Here is a 16,723-nt window from a genome sequence, read left to right as displayed (position 1 = left end):
AGGCCTGTGCGGATGATTCGGTGTAAGCCTACAAGCGGGTGTAGTTTTTCTTACAAGCCGGAAAGCACAGGATTATACGATCTGATAGGTGAAAAGCGCGTTGGTTTTGTAGCGGGGCATTTCGAGGGGGGGAGCGAGGTGCAGGCCTTTGTGGCGAGGACGTTTGTACCTTCGCCACAAAGGCCTGCATCCGCACTGTTAGAAAAAATCAGAGTTCGTCGCTGATCGGCAAGATGTAGTTCTTGAACTCGGTGTCTTCCTTGAATCCGATGGATTCGTAGGTTTTCTGTGCCACTTCGTTGTCGCTGCTGGTGGATACGCGCATGCGCACGGCCTGGGTTTCCTTGGCCATGCGCTTGGCGGTGCGGATCAGGTTGTCGGCGACCAGCTGACGGCGGGCATCTTCGGCGACATAGATGTCGTTGAGGATCCAAACGCGCTTGAGCGACAGCGAGGAAAAGCTCGGATAGAGCTGGCAGAAGCCCATGAGCTTTTTGTCGTCATCATCGGCCAGGGCCAGATAAATGACCGATTCCTTGCGCCGCAGGCGTTTTTCAAGGAAGGCCCGGGACGAGTCCGGATAAGGCAGTGCGCCGTAGAACTCACGATATTTGACGAACAGCGGGGCCAGCAGGTCCAGGTGTTCGAGGGTCGCTTGAATAATCCGCATGATAGGTCTCGTCTTCAAGTGGCTGTCTTCAACTGCTCTGACGGCGATGGGAAACCCGGGCGGCCGTGCGTCGATCCTGCCTGAAACCGGCGCAGTAAGGCAATGCGGAAACGGTTCAGGCGGGGGGCGGATCGAGTAGGAAATTACTCTTCATATCTGCACCGGCTTCCGATTCCAGCGTCTGAACCTGCGCTTCGTCCTTCAGATTGACCCCCGAAAGCTGCCGCCGACAGGCTTCGCGCATCAGATACAGCAGGCGATGGGCTGCCATGCCGTAGCTCAAGCCTTCAAGCCGCACATTGGAGATGCAATTGCGGTAGGCATCGGTGAGGCCGACCTTTGGATTGTAGGTGAAATATAAACCGAGGCTGTCCGGCGAGCTGAGGCCGGGACGCTCTCCGATCAGCATCACGACCATTTTGGCGCCCAGCAACTGGCCGATTTCATCGCCAACCGCCACCCGACCTTGCTCAACCAGCACCACCGGTGCGATTGACCATTCGTCGGCGGTCATCTGTTCTTCCAGTCGGGAGATGAACGGCAAGGTGTGGCGATGTACCGCCAGCGCCGAGAGGCCATCAGCCACCACGATGACCAGATCCACCCCGCCCGGATGTGCCAGCGCGTACTCGCGCAAGGTTTGCGCCGATTGATCGCTCAACTTGCGCCCCAGATCCGGGCGTTGCAGGTAACTGTTGCGATCCGTCGCCGCGCTGTGCAGCAGCAGGCTGTCGCGTTGGCGTTCGGCCAGTTGGGCGCTGAGCCCGGCGTGATCGAAGGGCAGATGCACGGCATCCCGGGCCTGCGCGTGGGCGAACTGGAAATCCAGTTGTGCGCGGGTCGGCAGGCTGGTGCCGGTGCGGCCGAGGGCGATCCGCGCCGGGGTCAGGCGACGCAGCTCAAGCCAGGGGTTCTGTGGATCGACGGGCGGTTTTTCCATCTGACTCATCCCAGTTGCGCCAAGGCCTGGCGGAACGCCGGCGGCAGGTTGTTGCCGAAGCGGACCTTGCCGTCCGCCTGGGTGAAGATGCCCATGTTCGCCAGCCACTGCTCGAACTCCGGCGCCGGTTTCAGGCCCAGGGTCTGGCGCGCATAGAGGGCGTCGTGGAACGAAGTGGTCTGGTAGTTGAGCATGATGTCGTCGGAGCCGGGGATGCCCATGATGAAGTTGATCCCGGCCACACCCAGCAGGGTCAGCAGGGTGTCCATGTCGTCCTGGTCGGCCTCGGCGTGGTTGGTGTAGCAGATGTCGCAGCCCATCGGCACGCCGAGCAACTTGCCGCATAAGTGGTCTTCGAGGCCGGCGCGGATGATCTGTTTGCCGTTGTAGAGGTATTCCGGGCCGATGAAACCTACGACGGTGTTCACCAGAAACGGCTTGAAATGTCGTGCCACGGCGTAGGCCCGGGTCTCGCAGGTCTGTTGATCGACACCATGGTGGGCATTGGCCGACAACGCGCTGCCCTGACCGGTTTCGAAATACATCAGGTTCTGCCCGAGTGTACCGCGATTGAGGCTCAGGCCCGCTTCATAACCTTCCTGCAACACGTTCAGGTTGATACCGAAACTGGCATTGGCCGCTTCGGTGCCGGCAATCGACTGGAACACCAGATCCAGCGGCACACCACGGTTGATCGCCTCTATAGAAGTGGTGACATGAGTCAGCACGCAGGCCTGGGTCGGAATGTCGTAACGCTGGATGATCGCATCGAGCATTTCCAGCATCGCGCAGATCGAGGCGATGCTGTCGGTGGCCGGATTGATGCCGATCATGGCGTCACCGTTGCCGTACAGCAGCCCGTCGAGAATGCTCGCGGCGATGCCGGACGGTTCGTCGGTCGGGTGATTGGGTTGCAGCCTTGTGGATAATCGTCCGCGCAGGCCGAGGGTGCCGCGAAACTTCGTCACGACGCGGATTTTTTGCGCCACCAGCACCAGATCCTGCACGCGCATGATCTTCGACACGGCGGCGACCATTTCCGGCGTGAGGCCAGGGGCCAGGGCTCGCAGACTGGACTCGTCGGCCGTTTCGCTCAGAAGCCAGTCGCGAAAACCGCCAACGGTGAGATGGCTGACGACCGCAAAGGCCTGTTTGTCGTGGCTGTCGATGATCAGCCGGGTGACTTCATCGGCTTCGTAGGGAATCAGCGCTTCCTGCAGGAAATGGCTTAGCGGGATGTCGGCCAGTGCCATTTGCGCGGCCACCCGCTCGCCATCGTTGAGCGCGGCGACGCCGGCCAGGAAGTCCCCGGAGCGCGCCGGACTGGCCTTGGCCATCACGTCCTTGAGGCTGTCGAAGCGGTAGGTCTGGGCGCCGACGGTATGGGCAAATGCGGCCATGGGGCGCGGTCCTCCTGAATGAATGCTTTTAGTGCAGGCACCGAGCTTGAGGCCCGGTGCCGGTGCAACTTCTAGATACCTTCGAGCATAGCGTCTGCCGGGGCTTCGGAGCGTTGCTTGGCGGTCAGCTGGAAATACAGGTAACCGGCAGCCATGAACCCGAGGAACACGCCACCGATCAGGGTGTTGAACCAGGCCATTGCCACCAGGCACACCACTGCCAGAAACAGCGCGATCCCCGGCACGATCGGATAGCCCGGAGCGCGGAAGGTGCGCTCAAGGTTCGGCTCGGTTTTACGCAGTTTGAACAGGCTGAGCATGCTGATGATGTACATCACGATGGCGCCGAACACCGACATGGTGATCATCGCAGCGGTGAGGCTCATGCCTTGCAGATTGACCAGGCCGTCGCTGTAGATTACGGCGATGCCGATGACGCCGCCGGCCAGGATCGCCCGGTGTGGGGTCTGGAAACGCGAGAGCTTGGCCAGGCTTTTCGGCAGGTAACCGGCCCGGGCCAGGGCAAAGAACTGCCGCGAGTAGCCGAGGATGATCCCGTGGAAACTCGCCACCAGCCCGAACAGACCGATCCACACCAGCATATGCATCCACGTCGAATTGTTGCCGACCACCGCTTTCATCGCCTGGGGCAGCGGGTCGTTGATGTTCGCCAGTTGGCGCCAGTCGCCGACGCCGCCAGCCATCACCATCACGCCGATGGCCAGGAACACCAGGGTCAGGATGCCGCTGACATAGGCCTTGGGAATCGTGCGTTTCGGGTCCTTGGCTTCCTCGGCCGCCATGGCCGCGCCCTCGATGGCGAGGAAGAACCAGATCGCGAACGGAATGGCGGCGAAGATCCCGGGAATCGAGCCGAGACTGAATTCACTGGAACCCGACCAGCCATTGAGCACGAAGTTGCTGAAGCTGAAGCCCGGCGCGACCACGCCCATGAACACCAGCAGTTCGGCAACCGCCAGTACGGTGACCACCAGTTCGAAGGTCGCGGCGATGCTGACGCCGAGGATGTTCAGGGTCATGAACACGAAATACGCGCCGACCGCCGCGACTTTCGGATCAAGCTCCGGATATTGCACGTTGAGGTAGGCGCCGATGGCCATGGCGATGGCTGGCGGGGCGAACACGAATTCGATCAGGGTGGCGATCCCGGCGATCAGTCCGCCTTTCTCGCCAAACGCCCGACGGCTGTAGGCAAACGGCCCGCCCGCATGGGGAATCGCGGTAGTCAGTTCGGTGAAACTGAAGATGAAGCAGGTGTACATGGTCGCGACCATCAGGGCCGTGACCAGAAAACCCAGGGTTCCTGCGGTGCCCCAGCCGTAACTCCAGCCGAAGTATTCGCCGGAAATCACCAGGCCGACGGCAATGCCCCAGAGGTGCAGGGTGCCGAGTGTGGGTTTGAGCTGTGTGGTGGAAGTCATAAGTCCTCTCTGTCTTTTTTATTGTTCGATCTGTTGGACTTTCGGGTGCAGCGGTTGAGTGGGTGGATGCTGTTCACGCAGCGGCAGTGTTCACGCAATTCCTGAATGACGGGTAGGCAAGGCCCGTGCCAGAGCGGCCAGGCCAGGGTTTGTCATCGGGATGAAAGGGGCGACACCGTTAGTTCGGTGCCGCCCGGTTTTTTAGAAGAAGCCCAGCGGGTTGATGTCGTAGCTCACCAGCAGGTTTTTGGTCTGTTGGTAGTGGTCGAGCATCATCTTGTGGGTTTCACGGCCGACGCCGGACTTCTTGTACCCGCCGAACGCGGCGTGCGCCGGGTACAGGTGGTAGCAGTTGGTCCATACACGACCGGCCTTGATGGCGCGGCCCATGCGATAGGCGCGGTTGATGTCGCGGGTCCAGAGGCCGGCGCCGAGGCCGAACTCGGTGTCGTTGGCAATCGCCAGGGCTTCGGCTTCATCCTTGAAGGTGGTGATGCTCACCACCGGGCCGAAAATTTCTTCCTGGAACACACGCATCTTGTTGGTGCCCTTGAGCAGGGTCGGCTGAATGTAATAACCGGAAGCCAGGTTGCCTTCGAGTTTTTCCACCTTGCCGCCGGTCAGCAGCTCGGCACCTTCGCCCTTGGCGATTTCCAGGTACGACAGGATCTTGTCGAATTGCTGCTCGGACGCCTGGGCGCCGACCATGGTGTCGGTGTCGAGCGGGTCGCCGCGTTTGATCTGGCTGACTTTCTTCATCACCGCCTGCATGAACTCGTCGTAGATCGACTCCTGAACCAGCGCACGGGAAGGGCAGGTGCAGACTTCGCCCTGGTTGAAGAACGCCAGCACCAGGCCTTCGGCAGCCTTTTCAATGAAGCTTGGCTCGGCCTGCATGATGTCTTCGAAGAAGATGTTCGGCGACTTGCCGCCCAGCTCAACGGTGGACGGGATGATGTTTTCGGCGGCGCATTTCATGATGTGCGAGCCGACCGGGGTCGAGCCGGTAAACGCGATCTTGGCGATGCGCTTGCTGGTGGCCAGGGCTTCGCCGGCTTCTTTGCCGAACCCTTGCACCACGTTGAGCACGCCCGGTGGCAGCAGGTCACCGATCAGCTCCAGCAGCACGCTGATGCCCAGCGGGGTTTGTTCGGCAGGTTTGAGCACCACGCAGTTGCCGGCGGCCAGGGCCGGGGCGAGTTTCCACGCGGCCATCAGGATCGGGAAGTTCCACGGGATGATCTGGCCGACCACGCCCAGCGGTTCATGGATGTGATAAGCCACGGTGTTGCCATCGATTTCGGCAGCGCTGCCTTCCTGGGCGCGCAGGCACCCGGCGAAATAGCGGAAGTGGTCGGCGGCCAGCGGGATGTCGGCGTTGAGGGTTTCGCGGATGGCTTTGCCGTTGTCCCAGGTTTCGGTGATCGCCAGGGTTTCGAGGTTCTGTTCGATGCGGTCGGCGATTTTCAGCAGGATCAGCGAGCGGGCCTGGGCGGAGGTCGAGCCCCAGGCATCGGCAGCGGCGTGGGCGGCGTCCAGGGCCTTTTCGATGTCTTCGGCAGTGGAACGCGGGAATTCGGCAATCGGCTGGCCATTCACTGGCGAGGTGTTGGTGAAGTACTGACCTTTGACAGGCGCGACGAACTCGCCGCCGATGTAGTTACCGTACTTGCTCTTGAACGAGACCTTGGCGCCTTCAGTACCGGGGTGAGCGTAACGCATGATGATGTTCTCCTTGGCTTTGTACTTATTAGAGAAACGCGCATGTGCGCTTGCTATAAGCGTAGAGCAAAGGTCGGGCCACTGCCGTGCAGGGCAGACAAATCAAGGCCTTGCGTGATTTCTGTCGGACAAATGGCAAGCGTCTGTGACGGTATCGGTACAGCTTGGGTGACAGTTTGTACCGCTTCTGGCACAACCCGTGACCGGGTGGTCTTGCCAGCATTGCAAAGACCGGTTGGCTGGAGGATGCTGGGCACCACTTCACGCATGGGCCGATGAGCCTCGGGGAGAATAATAAGAAATGCACGACAACCATTTGAGTCGCCATGCCCGACAGGTTCTCACCGTCACCCAGGGCAAGCCGCACCTGCATGGCCCCGGTGCCGACCCGTCGATCGCCCGCTCGTGGCTGCGTTGTCTTGAGGACTATCACCTCGACCCGGCCCTGACCATGGCGCCGACCGTGCTCGAACACGGTCGCGTCCTCGAAAGCCGCGAACGGCTGCAGCAGGTGTTGCAGATCGCCGGCAATGAAATGAGCAGCCTGCATCAACAACTTTCCGGCGCCGGCCACGCGGTGCTGCTGACCGACGCGCGCGGGGTGATCCTAAACTGCGTAACCGCGCCTTCCGAACGCAAGATCTTCGAACGTGCCGGACTGTGGCTGGGTTCCGACTGGAGCGAAGCCTGCGAAGGCACCAACGGCATCGGCACCTGCCTGGTGGAACGGCAGGCCCTGACCATTCATCAGGACGAACACTTTCGCGGCCGCCACACCGGGCTGACTTGCTCGGCGAGCCCGGTGTTCGACCCCCATGGCGAACTGCTGGCGGTACTCGACGTGTCCTCGGCGCGCCCGGACGTTTCGCGGCAGAGCCAGTTCCACACCATGGCGCTGGTCAATCTGTCGGCGAAGATGATCGAGAGCTGCTATTTCCTGCGCTGCTTCGATAATCAATGGTTGCTGCGTTTCCATCTCCAGGCCGAATCCGTCGGGCTGTTCAGCGAAGGGCTGCTGGCGTTTGACGGGGAAGGGCGGATCAGTGCGGTAAATCAAAGCGCATTGAACCTGCTCGGGCACATTCGTGGCGGCCTGCTCGGCAAACCGGTAGAGGCGTTTTTCGATTGTTCGCTGGATGAGTTGCTCGGGCGCGCCAGTGCCCATGCCAGCGCAAGCTGGCCGCTGCGTACCCGTGACGGGCGGCATCTGTTTGCGGTTTTGCGCGGAGAAGCGCGCAAGCCGTCTCCCGCCCTGCCGAAACCGGCAGTTCCCGAGGCGCCACGCCTGGCTGGCATTTGCCTGGGCGATGCCGGGCTGCAAGCGGATTTCCGCAAGGCCCTGCGGGTATTCGAGCGTGACGTGCCGCTGTTGATCAACGGCGAAACCGGCTCCGGCAAGGAAGCGTTCGCCAAGGCTGTGCATCAAGCCAGTCAACGCGCGAGCAATGCTTTCGTCGCCCTCAACTGCGCGGCAATTCCCGAAAGCCTGATCGAGAGCGAACTGTTCGGCTATCGTGGCGGCAGCTTCACCGGCGCGCGCAAGGATGGCATGCGCGGCAAGTTGCAGCAGGCTGATGGCGGCACGCTGTTCCTCGATGAAATCGGCGACATGCCATTGGCACTGCAAACCCGACTGCTGCGAGTGCTGGAAGACCGGCAAGTGGTGCCGATCGGTGGCGAGCCGGAAGCGGTCAATGTGCGGATCATCAGTGCCACGCACCGCAATCTGCTGGAGCGAGTGGCGGACGGCAGTTTCCGTGAGGATCTGTACTACCGGCTCAACGGACTGGAAGTGGCGCTGCCGCCATTGCGCGAGCGCAGTGACAAATCCCAATTGCTGGATTTCCTGCTGGCCGAAGAGGCGGGCGGGGAAACGATCCTGATCGAAGAGCCGGCGCGCCGGGCGTTGCTCGGGTTCAACTGGCCAGGCAATGTGCGGCAGATGCGCAATGTGCTGCGCACGCTGGCGGCGTTGTGCGATGAGGGGCGGATCGGGCTGGATGACTTGCCGGCGATGTTCCGGCAGGTGCAGCCGCTGCTGGTCAAAGCCGACGAAGTGTCGTCCGGACAGCCGCTGGAGGATGCCGAACGGCTGGCGTTGCTCAATGCGCTGGAACACACGCGCTGGCACATGACCCATACGGCCGAGCAGCTTGGCGTCAGTCGCAACACCCTTTATAGAAAGCTGCGCAAACACGGGATCGCCCGCAGCGCCTGACCCCCTGAAAACGAGGATGCGGTTTTCCCCTGCCTGGGCTACCCTGCGGCCATGTTTTACGAGGTCGACTATGCACATTCATATTCTGGGTATCTGCGGGACTTTCATGGGCTCGATGGCGGTTCTGGCCAAAGAGCTGGGCCATCACGTGACCGGCTCCGATGCCAACGTCTATCCGCCGATGAGCACTCAGCTCGAAGCCCAGGGCATTCAGCTGACCCAGGGGTACGATCCGGCGCAGCTCGATCCGGCACCGGATCTGGTGGTGATCGGCAACGCCATGTCCCGCGGCAATCCGGCAGTGGAATATGTGCTGAACAAAGGCCTGCCGTACGTGTCCGGCCCGCAATGGCTGGCCGACCATGTGCTGCAAGGTCGCTGGGTGCTGGCGGTTGCCGGTACGCATGGCAAGACCACCACCAGCAGCATGCTCGCCTGGGTGCTGGAACATGCCGGCATGAGTCCGGGTTTCCTGATCGGCGGCGTACCGCAGAACTTCTCGGTGTCGGCGCGTCTGGGCGGCACGCCGTTCTTCGTGATCGAGGCCGACGAATACGACAGCGCGTTCTTCGACAAGCGTTCGAAGTTCGTCCACTACCGTCCGCGCACCGCGATCCTCAACAATCTCGAGTTCGATCATGCGGACATCTTCCCTGATCTGCCGGCCATCGAGCGGCAGTTCCACCATTTGGTGCGGACCATTCCGAGCGAAGGCCTGGTGATCCATCCGACCACCGAACCGGCCTTGCAGCGCGTGATCGAGATGGGCTGCTGGACCCCGGTGCAAACCACCGGTGCCGGCGGTCAGTGGCAGGTCAAATTGCTGAAGGATGACGGCTCGGCGTTCGAAGTGATGTTCGAAGGCGTCTCCCAAGGCGTGGTCGAGTGGGAATTGACGGGGCAGCACAACGTCGCCAACGCCTTGGCCACTCTGGCCGCAGCACGTCACGTCGGTGTCGTGCCGTCGATGGGCATTGCCGGGCTGAGCGCGTTCAAGAGCGTCAAGCGCCGGATGGAAAAAGTCGCGGAAGTACGCGGCATTACCATCTACGACGACTTCGCCCACCACCCGACCGCGATTGCCACCACCCTCGACGGTCTGCGCAAACGCATCGGCGATGCGCCGCTGATCGCGATCATCGAGCCGCGCTCCAACTCGATGAAGCTCGGTGCCCACCGTGACGGTCTGCCGGATAGCGTGGTCGATGCCGATCAGGTGATCTGGTACGCACCGGCCAACCTCGGCTGGGATCTGGCGGGCACTGCCGCGCTGTGCACCGTGCCGTCGATCGTCAGCGATTCGCTGGAAGGCATCATCGAACGCGTGAAGAGTCAGGCCCAGCCCGGTACCCATGTGGTGATCATGAGCAACGGCGGTTTCGGCGGCCTGCACGGCAAACTCGCCGAGGCGCTGAAATGAACACTCGCTTTCAGGACGGCGGCCCGGAACGCATCACACTGGCGATGACCGGCGCGTCCGGTGCCCAGTACGGCTTGCGCCTGCTGGATTGCCTGGTGCGCGAGGATCGTGAGGTGCACTTCCTGATCTCCAAGGCCGCGCAACTGGTGATGGCCACCGAGACGGACGTGTCGCTGCCGGCCAAGCCGCAGTTGATGCAGGCGTTCCTCACCGAATACACCGGCGCGGCGGCCGGGCAGATCCGCGTGTATGGCAAGGAAGACTGGATGTCGCCGGTGGCCTCGGGCTCCGGGGCACCGGCGGCGATGGTCGTGGTGCCGTGCTCGACGGGCACGCTCTCGGCCATCGCCACCGGCGCCTGCAACAACCTGATCGAACGGGCGGCAGACGTGACGCTGAAGGAGCGTCGCCAGTTGATTCTGGTGCCGCGCGAAGCACCGTATTCGAGCATTCACCTGGAGCACATGCTCAAGCTGTCGAACATGGGCGTGACCATCCTGCCTGCTTCGCCGGGCTTCTATCACCAACCGCAGACCATTGATGACCTGATCGATTTCGTGGTGGCGCGGATTCTCAATCTGCTGGGCATTCCCCAGGACATGCTGCCGCGCTGGGGCGAGCACCATCTGAGCAGCGATGAATAAGCTGCTGACGATCCTGCTGATGTTGCAACTGACCGGTTGCGCCACCGCACGTACGCTGGATGCCGCCAAACCTGGCGCACCGGTGGTTTATTCCGGCACGCGGCTGGATTTGTACGCCATGAACGGTGGCTGTTGTGCGATGGATCGGTTCGGCGCCGAGGCGCCGAGCTATCCCGGCGTGGATCTGCCGGCCAGTGCGTTACTCGATACGCTGTTGTTGCCGCTGTCCGTGCTGACGGTGCTGGGCGTCGGGTTCCAGGCGAGCGGGGGAATATGAAAAACACCGGCTCGATCAGGCAAGCTCGAGCCGATGATATCGCTTAAAGCAGGCTGATCAGCTCGGGCGGGAAAATGATGTCGGTGGAGAAAACATCCTGTCCCGCCGGCATTTCGATAGTTCGTTTGCCAGCCTTCGCCACCTCATCGATCAGCGCGTCATATTCGTCCCGGTTCAACTCTCCTGCCTGTGTCCGGGCCTCGATGAACTCTGCATGGCTCTGACCCGATCCCGTGGCGCGTTCAAGCGCCTGCGTGTGTACATCGTCCACGGTGGCCGCGCGGGTCATGTCTGAGTTGACCAGCCACACACGTCTCGACGTGAACCCGATGGAGGACATGGAAACATGGCCCTCCATTTTCATGCTCGGGAAGCGTGTCTGGTCGTCTGCCGGTCTTTTGTCGATCCGTGTCGGGTTATAGGCGCGATTGTCTTGCCCCGAGACGACTTCGACATTGCGGGTATCGAGCAGGTAACAAAACGTCATACGACGGGAGCGAGACAGCGAAGCGGCTTCATTAGTCTGACGGGGTTCGCTGCCAGTCAGTGGACTGTCCGTCCGGGTATCGAGGGAGCCCATTGCGTCATTGGACTCGTTTGCGAATTTCATGGCAGCCCTGAGACTGAACATCGCACTGACGGCTGTCTCGCTTGTAGAGCCCTCGATCGAAAGTGTTGGTGCAGCCATGGCACCGGGACGGGCGATTTCGAAGGGCGTCCGGTTATCCATCTTGAACACGGCAGGAATGTCGAGTCTGTACAGGTAATTATGCCTGTTGCGTTTAAAACCACTGTGCAGCAAAAGCTCACGAAAGAAGGGCGGGGTAAGGCTGTCTTTCAGGAGGCTGGTGCCTTCCCCCTGATTCCTCAACCTGATGATTTCGGCATGAAGCTCCGGCAAAAACGAGTCGAACTGTTTCGGGTTGGTTACAACCAGCGTTTGAGCCTGATGGGTATGGACCCACGTGGGCAGCTCGTCATTGATCAGTTTGTTGAATTGTCCTGTTGGCGATAACTCGTTGCAAAGTCGCGCGAGTTGCTGCGTGGACAGATTGTAGGGCTGGAACCGGGCAATGACCTGCTCCCTTGATTTGAGCGGAGAGTCAGGGTTGGCCCAAAGCCGCAGGTATTCGAGCAACTCTTCACGCCGGGACGAGAGTTCCCGCTGCCTGACCCACGCAGGCGGTTTCAGGTGCTGCGCGACATCCTGACGAAAGCGCAGGATATCTGTGCCTTCGATCCGGTACAGGTTCCAGATGTCGATGTCCCGCCAGTAGGGGCGAAGCGCTCGTTGACTGGCGGAATACCTGATGGGGCTGACGATGGTCAGTCCGCTGCCTTCGGGGAACGCCACTTGGGTAAGAGGGCCATGGCTGTCGTCCAGACCCGGCTTGCGTTGCATTTCTACATAGCCATGAAAGTTCTGGTTGTCGATGTCCCAGGTGTAGTGACTCTGATGGCCATACCCCGGCGTGGCTTCCGTTGTGTCGGGTGTGGGCGGGCGCGGCGAAGGCGTTTGCAGGGCGGGTGTTTCGGGTGTCGGCACGCGTGGCAATGGGGATTGCGGGTCTGGTGTGCTGCGATGCAGGGTGACCGAATCAAGGTGTTTCGCCCACTCGGCGGGGGTGCGCTTCTGATGCTCCAGGAGACGAATGAACATGTCGCGGTCCATCTCCAGACCTGACCAGCGGTACAGTTCGTCAAACAGATGGGTGTTTTCCATTCGCTGGGCCCGGACTCTGGCCCACTGAGGTTTCTTGCCGGTGCGCTCGGCTTCGGTGCGAAAACGGGTGATATCGGCGCCCTGCAGGCCATAGAGATCCCAGATGTGGCGGTCAGTCCATGCGGGCAGCAATTCTGCTGGCCGATCGATGGGGTAAGTGGGGGCCTCAACAATGACATACGATCCGTTTTCGTCCATGAAAGCATGATGCGACGGGGGGCCGACAGAGTCGCCCCGTCGCATTTTCCGGTGCATGACCACATAGCCATGGTGGTTGGTCATGTCGTTATTCCAGACGTAGTTCCGGGTGTCGATGTAAACCGCTGTCATGTCCGATTGCGTCCGGGGCGCAAGTCCCTGTGCCGGGATGCCGTCCGGGTTGTCTGCTTGTCGGTGTACCACGGGCCCGATCATATCTCCGGTGTATGGAGGCTCGCCGACTCGCCAGGTATTGCTTTGCGGGTCGAACCGCAGGGCAGGACCAGAGGGATGCATTTCCTGTGGAAGCTTGGCCCGATAGGTGCCGGCGCCTTCGTCCCAGTCCACCATGACCGTGGTGGTCGTGGTGTATTGCACTTCGGCATAAATGCGTCCCCTGTGGACACGCAACCCTTCGGTATTGGCGCCAGGCAAAAGCGTTCGCGTCTGTGGCGACAGTTCGTATTGGCGGATTGAATCGCTCGGGCGCGGATTGCTGGATGGAATGTGCTCACCTTCCCCAGGCGTGGGGATCAGGTCCTGAACCCGTACCGAAGGCAGCGTGTCGCTTGACGGCGGTAATGTCGGCAACCGTGGCTCGGGCTGATGGGGGGGCGGTGCTTCGGGTCGAAGCCCTCCCGGAAGTTCAAGGCGCGGTGTGGATAAAAGCGGTGACGTATCAAGGGTGCTGTGAGGTGCACCGGTATTTTTCGGTGATGGATTTTTGGGTCTCATCAAGGCGTCCTTTCATTGATGGCCTGCCGTCGGGGATTGCCATTCGATGACGGGATGGCAGACGCAGGCGTGCCGGGGCGCACGTTATCCATGAAAGGGAAGGGATGTGTGGTAGATAGTTAGGGCACGGTTGCCGAATCGATTCGGCCTGTTTCAAAGGGCCAGCAGTTCAACACAAGATCCTCGGGCGTCATCGGAAGGTGACTGCCCGGACCCGCGTTGAACCACTGTGACAAGTGAGCTTATTTACCGAGTTTTCTCAGTTCATCCGACTCGACGATCCGCACACCGTCCTGCTCCTCCAGTGCCAGGCGCCACATGGCCCGGGCCAGCTGGCAGGCTTCGATGCCACGGTACTTGCCGGGAATCAATTTTGAAAACGGTGCGGCAAGCTGTTCGCCCAGGCGGGGCTCGCTGCGGTCACCCAGCAGCAACGAAGGGCGGCAAATGGTGAGCTGCGGCCAGTCCTGCGCGCGCAATGCGTGTTCCATCTCGCCTTTGACCCGGTTGTAGAAAATCGAGGATCGGCGATCAGCCCCCAGGGCACTGATCACGATCAGGTGCCGTGCGCCCATTTCCCGGGCGCGCTTGGCGAATGCCACCACCATGTCCAGATCCACGGCGCGAAACGCCTCTTCGGAGCCGGCTTGTTTGATGGTGGTGCCGAGGCAGCAGTAGGCAATGTCGACCCGGCCGGCCAGTTGCGGCAGGAACGTCTGTGGATCGCCGACCGGGTTTTCCAGATGCGGATGCTCGGCCAGTGGCCGGCGTGAAGGGGCCAGGACACGGGTAATCGTCGGCTCGTTGAGCAAACGGTCGAGCAGGTGCTCACCGGTCAGCCCGGTGGCTCCGGCAAGCAATACATGCTGAGGCGTCAAGTACATAGTGTCTCTCCCTTGATACTGTTCAGCTTAGTTGCTCTTTATCACTCCGTCGTTCAACGCAGCACTTTGCAATGCTTTTCTCGCCTGTTGCTTGCGCAGCAGCTGCCAGTGCGCAAGCACGGTTTTCGGTGCCCAGATCTGCGGTTCGGAGGCTTCGAAGTTGTCTGCCAGCTCGCGCTCGGCAACGGTGGCTTTGGCCAGTTTGAAGGCTTGCTCCAGATCGTCGGTCTGGTTCAGCGCCTGGGCAAACAGGGCATCACCGAAATAGGTGAAGTTGGCTTCTTCCGAGCAACCGAACGATACGCGGTCGGCGCGCGAGGCGGTCATGATCAGTGTGCGCTCGTCCTTCAACGCCGGAATGAAACCACCGGAATAGCACGAAGAAATGACGATGATCTTGTCGCGGTTCTTCAGCGGCGCGAGCACGGCGGCGAGTTCGTCGGCGGGCAGGTCGGCCAGTTCCATGCGTGGCTGGTCGAGCACCAGTTCGTGTTCGGCGGTGCCGTGGCTGGTCAGATAGATGAACACCAGGTCTTCCGGGCCAGTGCGTTCGGCCAGGGTCAGGGCGGCGCGACGCAGGTTTTCGCGGGTGGCCATCGGCCGGTCGCCGAGGTGGTCGCGGTGATTGACCAGGCGAATCTGGCCATAGGCACCGAAACGGCTGGCGAGCATGTTGGCCACGTAATCGGATTCGCGCAGGAACACGCTTTGCTTGCCGTCGCCGCCGAGAGTCAGGGTGTACAGCTCCACCGCCGGGGTAGAGGCGGGCACGTTGGCCAGCGCTTCGTCGAGCAGCCGGCCCTGGGCCAGCAGGCCGAGCTCGAGGGTGTCTGGTAGCAATTTACCGTCGGCATCACGCACTCGCTGGCCGTTGATCCAGGTGCCGCTGAGCACGGTGCCGTCGGTCAGCACCAGGGTGCCGCGTCCCGCGTAGCTGTCGCTGTCGAATCCGCCGATGTAGAAACTGCCGTCGGACAGGTTCAAGCGGCCCTGGCCACTGAAGCGCCAATCGTTGAAGTAGCCGATGTAATGGCTGCCATCGGCGCCGATCAGTTCGCCTTTGCCGGTCAGTGCGCCTTCCTTGAACTGGCCGAGCCAGACGTCGCCGTCGGCATTTTCGTAGCGGCCCTTGCCGTGCAGTTGATTGTTCTTGAAGCCGCCGACATAGATGTCGCCGTCAGCGCTGTTGAAGGTGCCGTTGCCTTCGAGCTGGCCATTGATGAAGTGGCCGCTGAACTGATTGCCGCTGGCATCGCCGCGCTGGCCTTCACCGTTGGGTTTGCCGTGGGCGAACTGGCCCTGATAGGAACTACCGTCGTCCAGTTCCAGACGACCGAGGCCGGAATACTGGTCGTCCTTGAATTCGCCGCGATAGGTCATCGCGTTTTCCTTGAGGGTGCCTTCGCCCTCGCGCCGGCCCAGTTTGAAGCCGCCGGTGTAGCTGCCGCCATGGGTGGTCAGCGTGCCCTGGCCGTCGAACAGGCCTTGCTGGAAATTGCCGCGATAGACCTCGCCATTGCTGCCGTGCCATTCGCCCTGACCGTGCCACTGGCCCTTGTCGAACTCGCCCGCGTACCAGCTGCCGTTCGGGTAGTCGACCCGGCCCTGGCCTTGCAGCAGGCCGTTGACCAGTTCGCCGCGATAGCGTCCGCCGTCGGGCAGGCGTGCATCCGGGGGCAGCAGCGATTCGCCGTCGCCGCAAGCGGTGAGCATCAGGGTCAGGGCAAGCGGTGCAAGAGCAGCAAGTTGGCGCATAGCGGGATCCGGGCAATTAGGCGACCGAGTATGCCGTAGCTATGTGACCTTATACAGCCGGCAGAGAGGAGTGGATGCGAAACCGCGTGAGCCGTTTCGCATCCCGGCACTCAAACGAAGCAGAGTGACAGCGGTTCGGCGATGTAGGCCGGTTTGTCCGAGCCTTCGATCTCCAGGGTGGCGGTGGCCTTGAGCAGCCACTGGCCGGGTTTCTTCTCGGTCACTTCACCGAGGTCGACCTTGAGCCGGACCCTGGAGTTGACCTTGACCGGCTGGATGAAACGCACGCTGTCCAGGCCGTAGTTGACCACCATCTTCACGCCTTGCGGCAGGATCAGGATGTCTTCCATCAGTTTGGGGATCAGCGACAACGACAGGAAACCGTGTGCAATGGTGCTGCCAAATGGCGTTTGCGCGGCTTTGACCGGGTCGACATGGATGAACTGATAATCCCCGGTGGCTTCGGCGAACAGGTTGATGCGCTCCTGATCGATGGTGAGCCATTCGGAACGTCCGAGTTCCTTGCCGACATAATCTTTGAGCTCTGCAACTGGAACATAGGGCATTGAGACTCTCCTTGGGTTCATCGGTTTTATAGTTTTTCAGGTGGGGGATTTGACCGCCCTGCGAACCACTGTAGATCATCATGGCGATTTGCTCAGGTCAACCGACCATGCTTTTGGCGAATGCCGATC

13 protein-coding genes are annotated in these 16,723 nt (G+C 61.2%); 4 read left to right on the top strand and 9 right to left on the bottom strand.

What is annotated here, in order from left to right:
* Window positions 1-208: 208 nt before the first annotated feature.
* From AC07NR_RS26820 to exaC, 5 genes are all read right to left on the bottom strand, one after another.
* Window positions 209-670 (bottom strand): GNAT family N-acetyltransferase, encoded by a 462-nt coding sequence (locus tag AC07NR_RS26820; protein WP_085712303.1) that lies wholly within the window; start codon window positions 668-670, stop codon window positions 209-211.
* 115 nt (window positions 671-785) lie between these two features.
* Window positions 786-1,619, bottom strand: coding sequence for an ethanolamine ammonia-lyase subunit EutC (gene eutC / locus AC07NR_RS26815; RefSeq protein WP_495079831.1), 834 nt, complete (start codon window positions 1,617-1,619; stop codon window positions 786-788).
* Window positions 1,616-3,010 (bottom strand): ethanolamine ammonia-lyase subunit EutB, encoded by a 1,395-nt coding sequence (locus AC07NR_RS26810; protein WP_495079830.1) that lies wholly within the window; start codon window positions 3,008-3,010, stop codon window positions 1,616-1,618. Before AC07NR_RS26810 ends, eutC begins: the two co-directional genes overlap by 4 nt.
* 71 nt (window positions 3,011-3,081) lie before the next feature.
* Window positions 3,082-4,452: an ethanolamine permease gene (eat, locus tag AC07NR_RS26805; RefSeq protein WP_495079829.1), complete on the bottom strand. Its 1,371-nt coding sequence runs from the start codon at window positions 4,450-4,452 to the stop codon at window positions 3,082-3,084.
* A gap of 201 nt (window positions 4,453-4,653) precedes the next feature.
* Window positions 4,654-6,174 carry an acetaldehyde dehydrogenase ExaC gene (gene exaC, locus AC07NR_RS26800; protein WP_085712299.1) on the bottom strand — a complete coding sequence of 507 codons (1,521 nt, stop codon included), beginning with the start codon at window positions 6,172-6,174 and terminating at the stop codon, window positions 4,654-4,656.
* 301 nt (window positions 6,175-6,475) lie between these two features.
* On the opposite strand from exaC, the gene AC07NR_RS26795 reads away from it, so the two are divergent.
* From AC07NR_RS26795 to AC07NR_RS26780, 4 genes are all read left to right on the top strand, one after another.
* On the top strand, window positions 6,476-8,392 hold the full coding sequence (locus AC07NR_RS26795) for a sigma-54-dependent Fis family transcriptional regulator (protein WP_495079828.1): 1,917 nt from the start codon (window positions 6,476-6,478) through the stop codon (window positions 8,390-8,392).
* 70 nt (window positions 8,393-8,462) lie between these two features.
* Window positions 8,463-9,812: a UDP-N-acetylmuramate:L-alanyl-gamma-D-glutamyl-meso-diaminopimelate ligase gene (gene mpl, locus AC07NR_RS26790; protein ID WP_007958628.1), complete on the top strand. Its 1,350-nt coding sequence runs from the start codon at window positions 8,463-8,465 to the stop codon at window positions 9,810-9,812.
* Window positions 9,809-10,456 (top strand): flavin prenyltransferase UbiX, encoded by a 648-nt coding sequence (gene ubiX / locus AC07NR_RS26785; RefSeq protein WP_085712297.1) that lies wholly within the window; start codon window positions 9,809-9,811, stop codon window positions 10,454-10,456. The genes mpl and ubiX overlap by 4 nt, the downstream gene beginning before the upstream one ends.
* Window positions 10,449-10,733 (top strand): YceK/YidQ family lipoprotein, encoded by a 285-nt coding sequence (locus tag AC07NR_RS26780; protein WP_495079827.1) that lies wholly within the window; start codon window positions 10,449-10,451, stop codon window positions 10,731-10,733. The genes ubiX and AC07NR_RS26780 overlap by 8 nt, the downstream gene beginning before the upstream one ends.
* Before the next feature lie 43 nt (window positions 10,734-10,776).
* Here AC07NR_RS26780 and AC07NR_RS26775 read toward each other — a convergent pair whose 3' ends face one another.
* From AC07NR_RS26775 to AC07NR_RS26760, 4 genes are all read right to left on the bottom strand, one after another.
* Entirely contained in the window at window positions 10,777-13,245 is a 2,469-nt protein-coding gene (locus AC07NR_RS26775) for a hypothetical protein (RefSeq protein ID WP_495079826.1), read from the bottom strand.
* Window positions 13,246-13,631: 386 nt separating this feature from the next.
* The gene (locus tag AC07NR_RS26770; RefSeq protein WP_085712294.1) at window positions 13,632-14,273 is read right to left on the bottom strand and encodes an oxidoreductase; all 642 of its coding nucleotides are present in this window, start codon (window positions 14,271-14,273) and stop codon (window positions 13,632-13,634) included.
* A gap of 27 nt (window positions 14,274-14,300) precedes the next feature.
* Window positions 14,301-16,028, bottom strand: coding sequence for a C13 family peptidase (locus tag AC07NR_RS26765; RefSeq protein ID WP_305835650.1), 1,728 nt, complete (start codon window positions 16,026-16,028; stop codon window positions 14,301-14,303).
* Between the two features lie 110 nt (window positions 16,029-16,138).
* Window positions 16,139-16,594, bottom strand: a complete 456-nt coding sequence (locus tag AC07NR_RS26760) for a MaoC family dehydratase (protein WP_134828222.1) — start codon at window positions 16,592-16,594, stop codon at window positions 16,139-16,141.
* Window positions 16,595-16,723 lie beyond the last annotated feature (129 nt).

The organism is Pseudomonas sp. GW821-FHT09C09 (assembly GCF_059418105.1).
This window is presented reverse-complemented; position numbering and strand designations above follow the sequence as displayed.

Bases quoted from the DNA above. Each gene is read 5' to 3' on its own strand.
- AC07NR_RS26820 (WP_085712303.1), bottom strand. From the start codon at position 670: ATGCGGATTATTCAAGCGACCCTCGAACACCTGGACCTGCTGGCCCCG.
- eutC (WP_495079831.1), bottom strand. From the start codon at position 1,619: ATGAGTCAGATGGAAAAACCGCCCGTCGATCCACAGAACCCCTGGCTT.
- AC07NR_RS26810 (WP_495079830.1), bottom strand. From the start codon at position 3,010: ATGGCCGCATTTGCCCATACCGTCGGCGCCCAGACCTACCGCTTCGAC.
- eat (WP_495079829.1), bottom strand. From the start codon at position 4,452: ATGACTTCCACCACACAGCTCAAACCCACACTCGGCACCCTGCACCTC.
- exaC (WP_085712299.1), bottom strand. From the start codon at position 6,174: ATGCGTTACGCTCACCCCGGTACTGAAGGCGCCAAGGTCTCGTTCAAG.
- AC07NR_RS26795 (WP_495079828.1), top strand. From the start codon at position 6,476: ATGCACGACAACCATTTGAGTCGCCATGCCCGACAGGTTCTCACCGTC.
- mpl (WP_007958628.1), top strand. From the start codon at position 8,463: ATGCACATTCATATTCTGGGTATCTGCGGGACTTTCATGGGCTCGATG.
- ubiX (WP_085712297.1), top strand. From the start codon at position 9,809: ATGAACACTCGCTTTCAGGACGGCGGCCCGGAACGCATCACACTGGCG.
- AC07NR_RS26780 (WP_495079827.1), top strand. From the start codon at position 10,449: ATGAATAAGCTGCTGACGATCCTGCTGATGTTGCAACTGACCGGTTGC.
- AC07NR_RS26770 (WP_085712294.1), bottom strand. From the start codon at position 14,273: ATGTACTTGACGCCTCAGCATGTATTGCTTGCCGGAGCCACCGGGCTG.
- AC07NR_RS26765 (WP_305835650.1), bottom strand. From the start codon at position 16,028: ATGCGCCAACTTGCTGCTCTTGCACCGCTTGCCCTGACCCTGATGCTC.
- AC07NR_RS26760 (WP_134828222.1), bottom strand. From the start codon at position 16,594: ATGCCCTATGTTCCAGTTGCAGAGCTCAAAGATTATGTCGGCAAGGAA.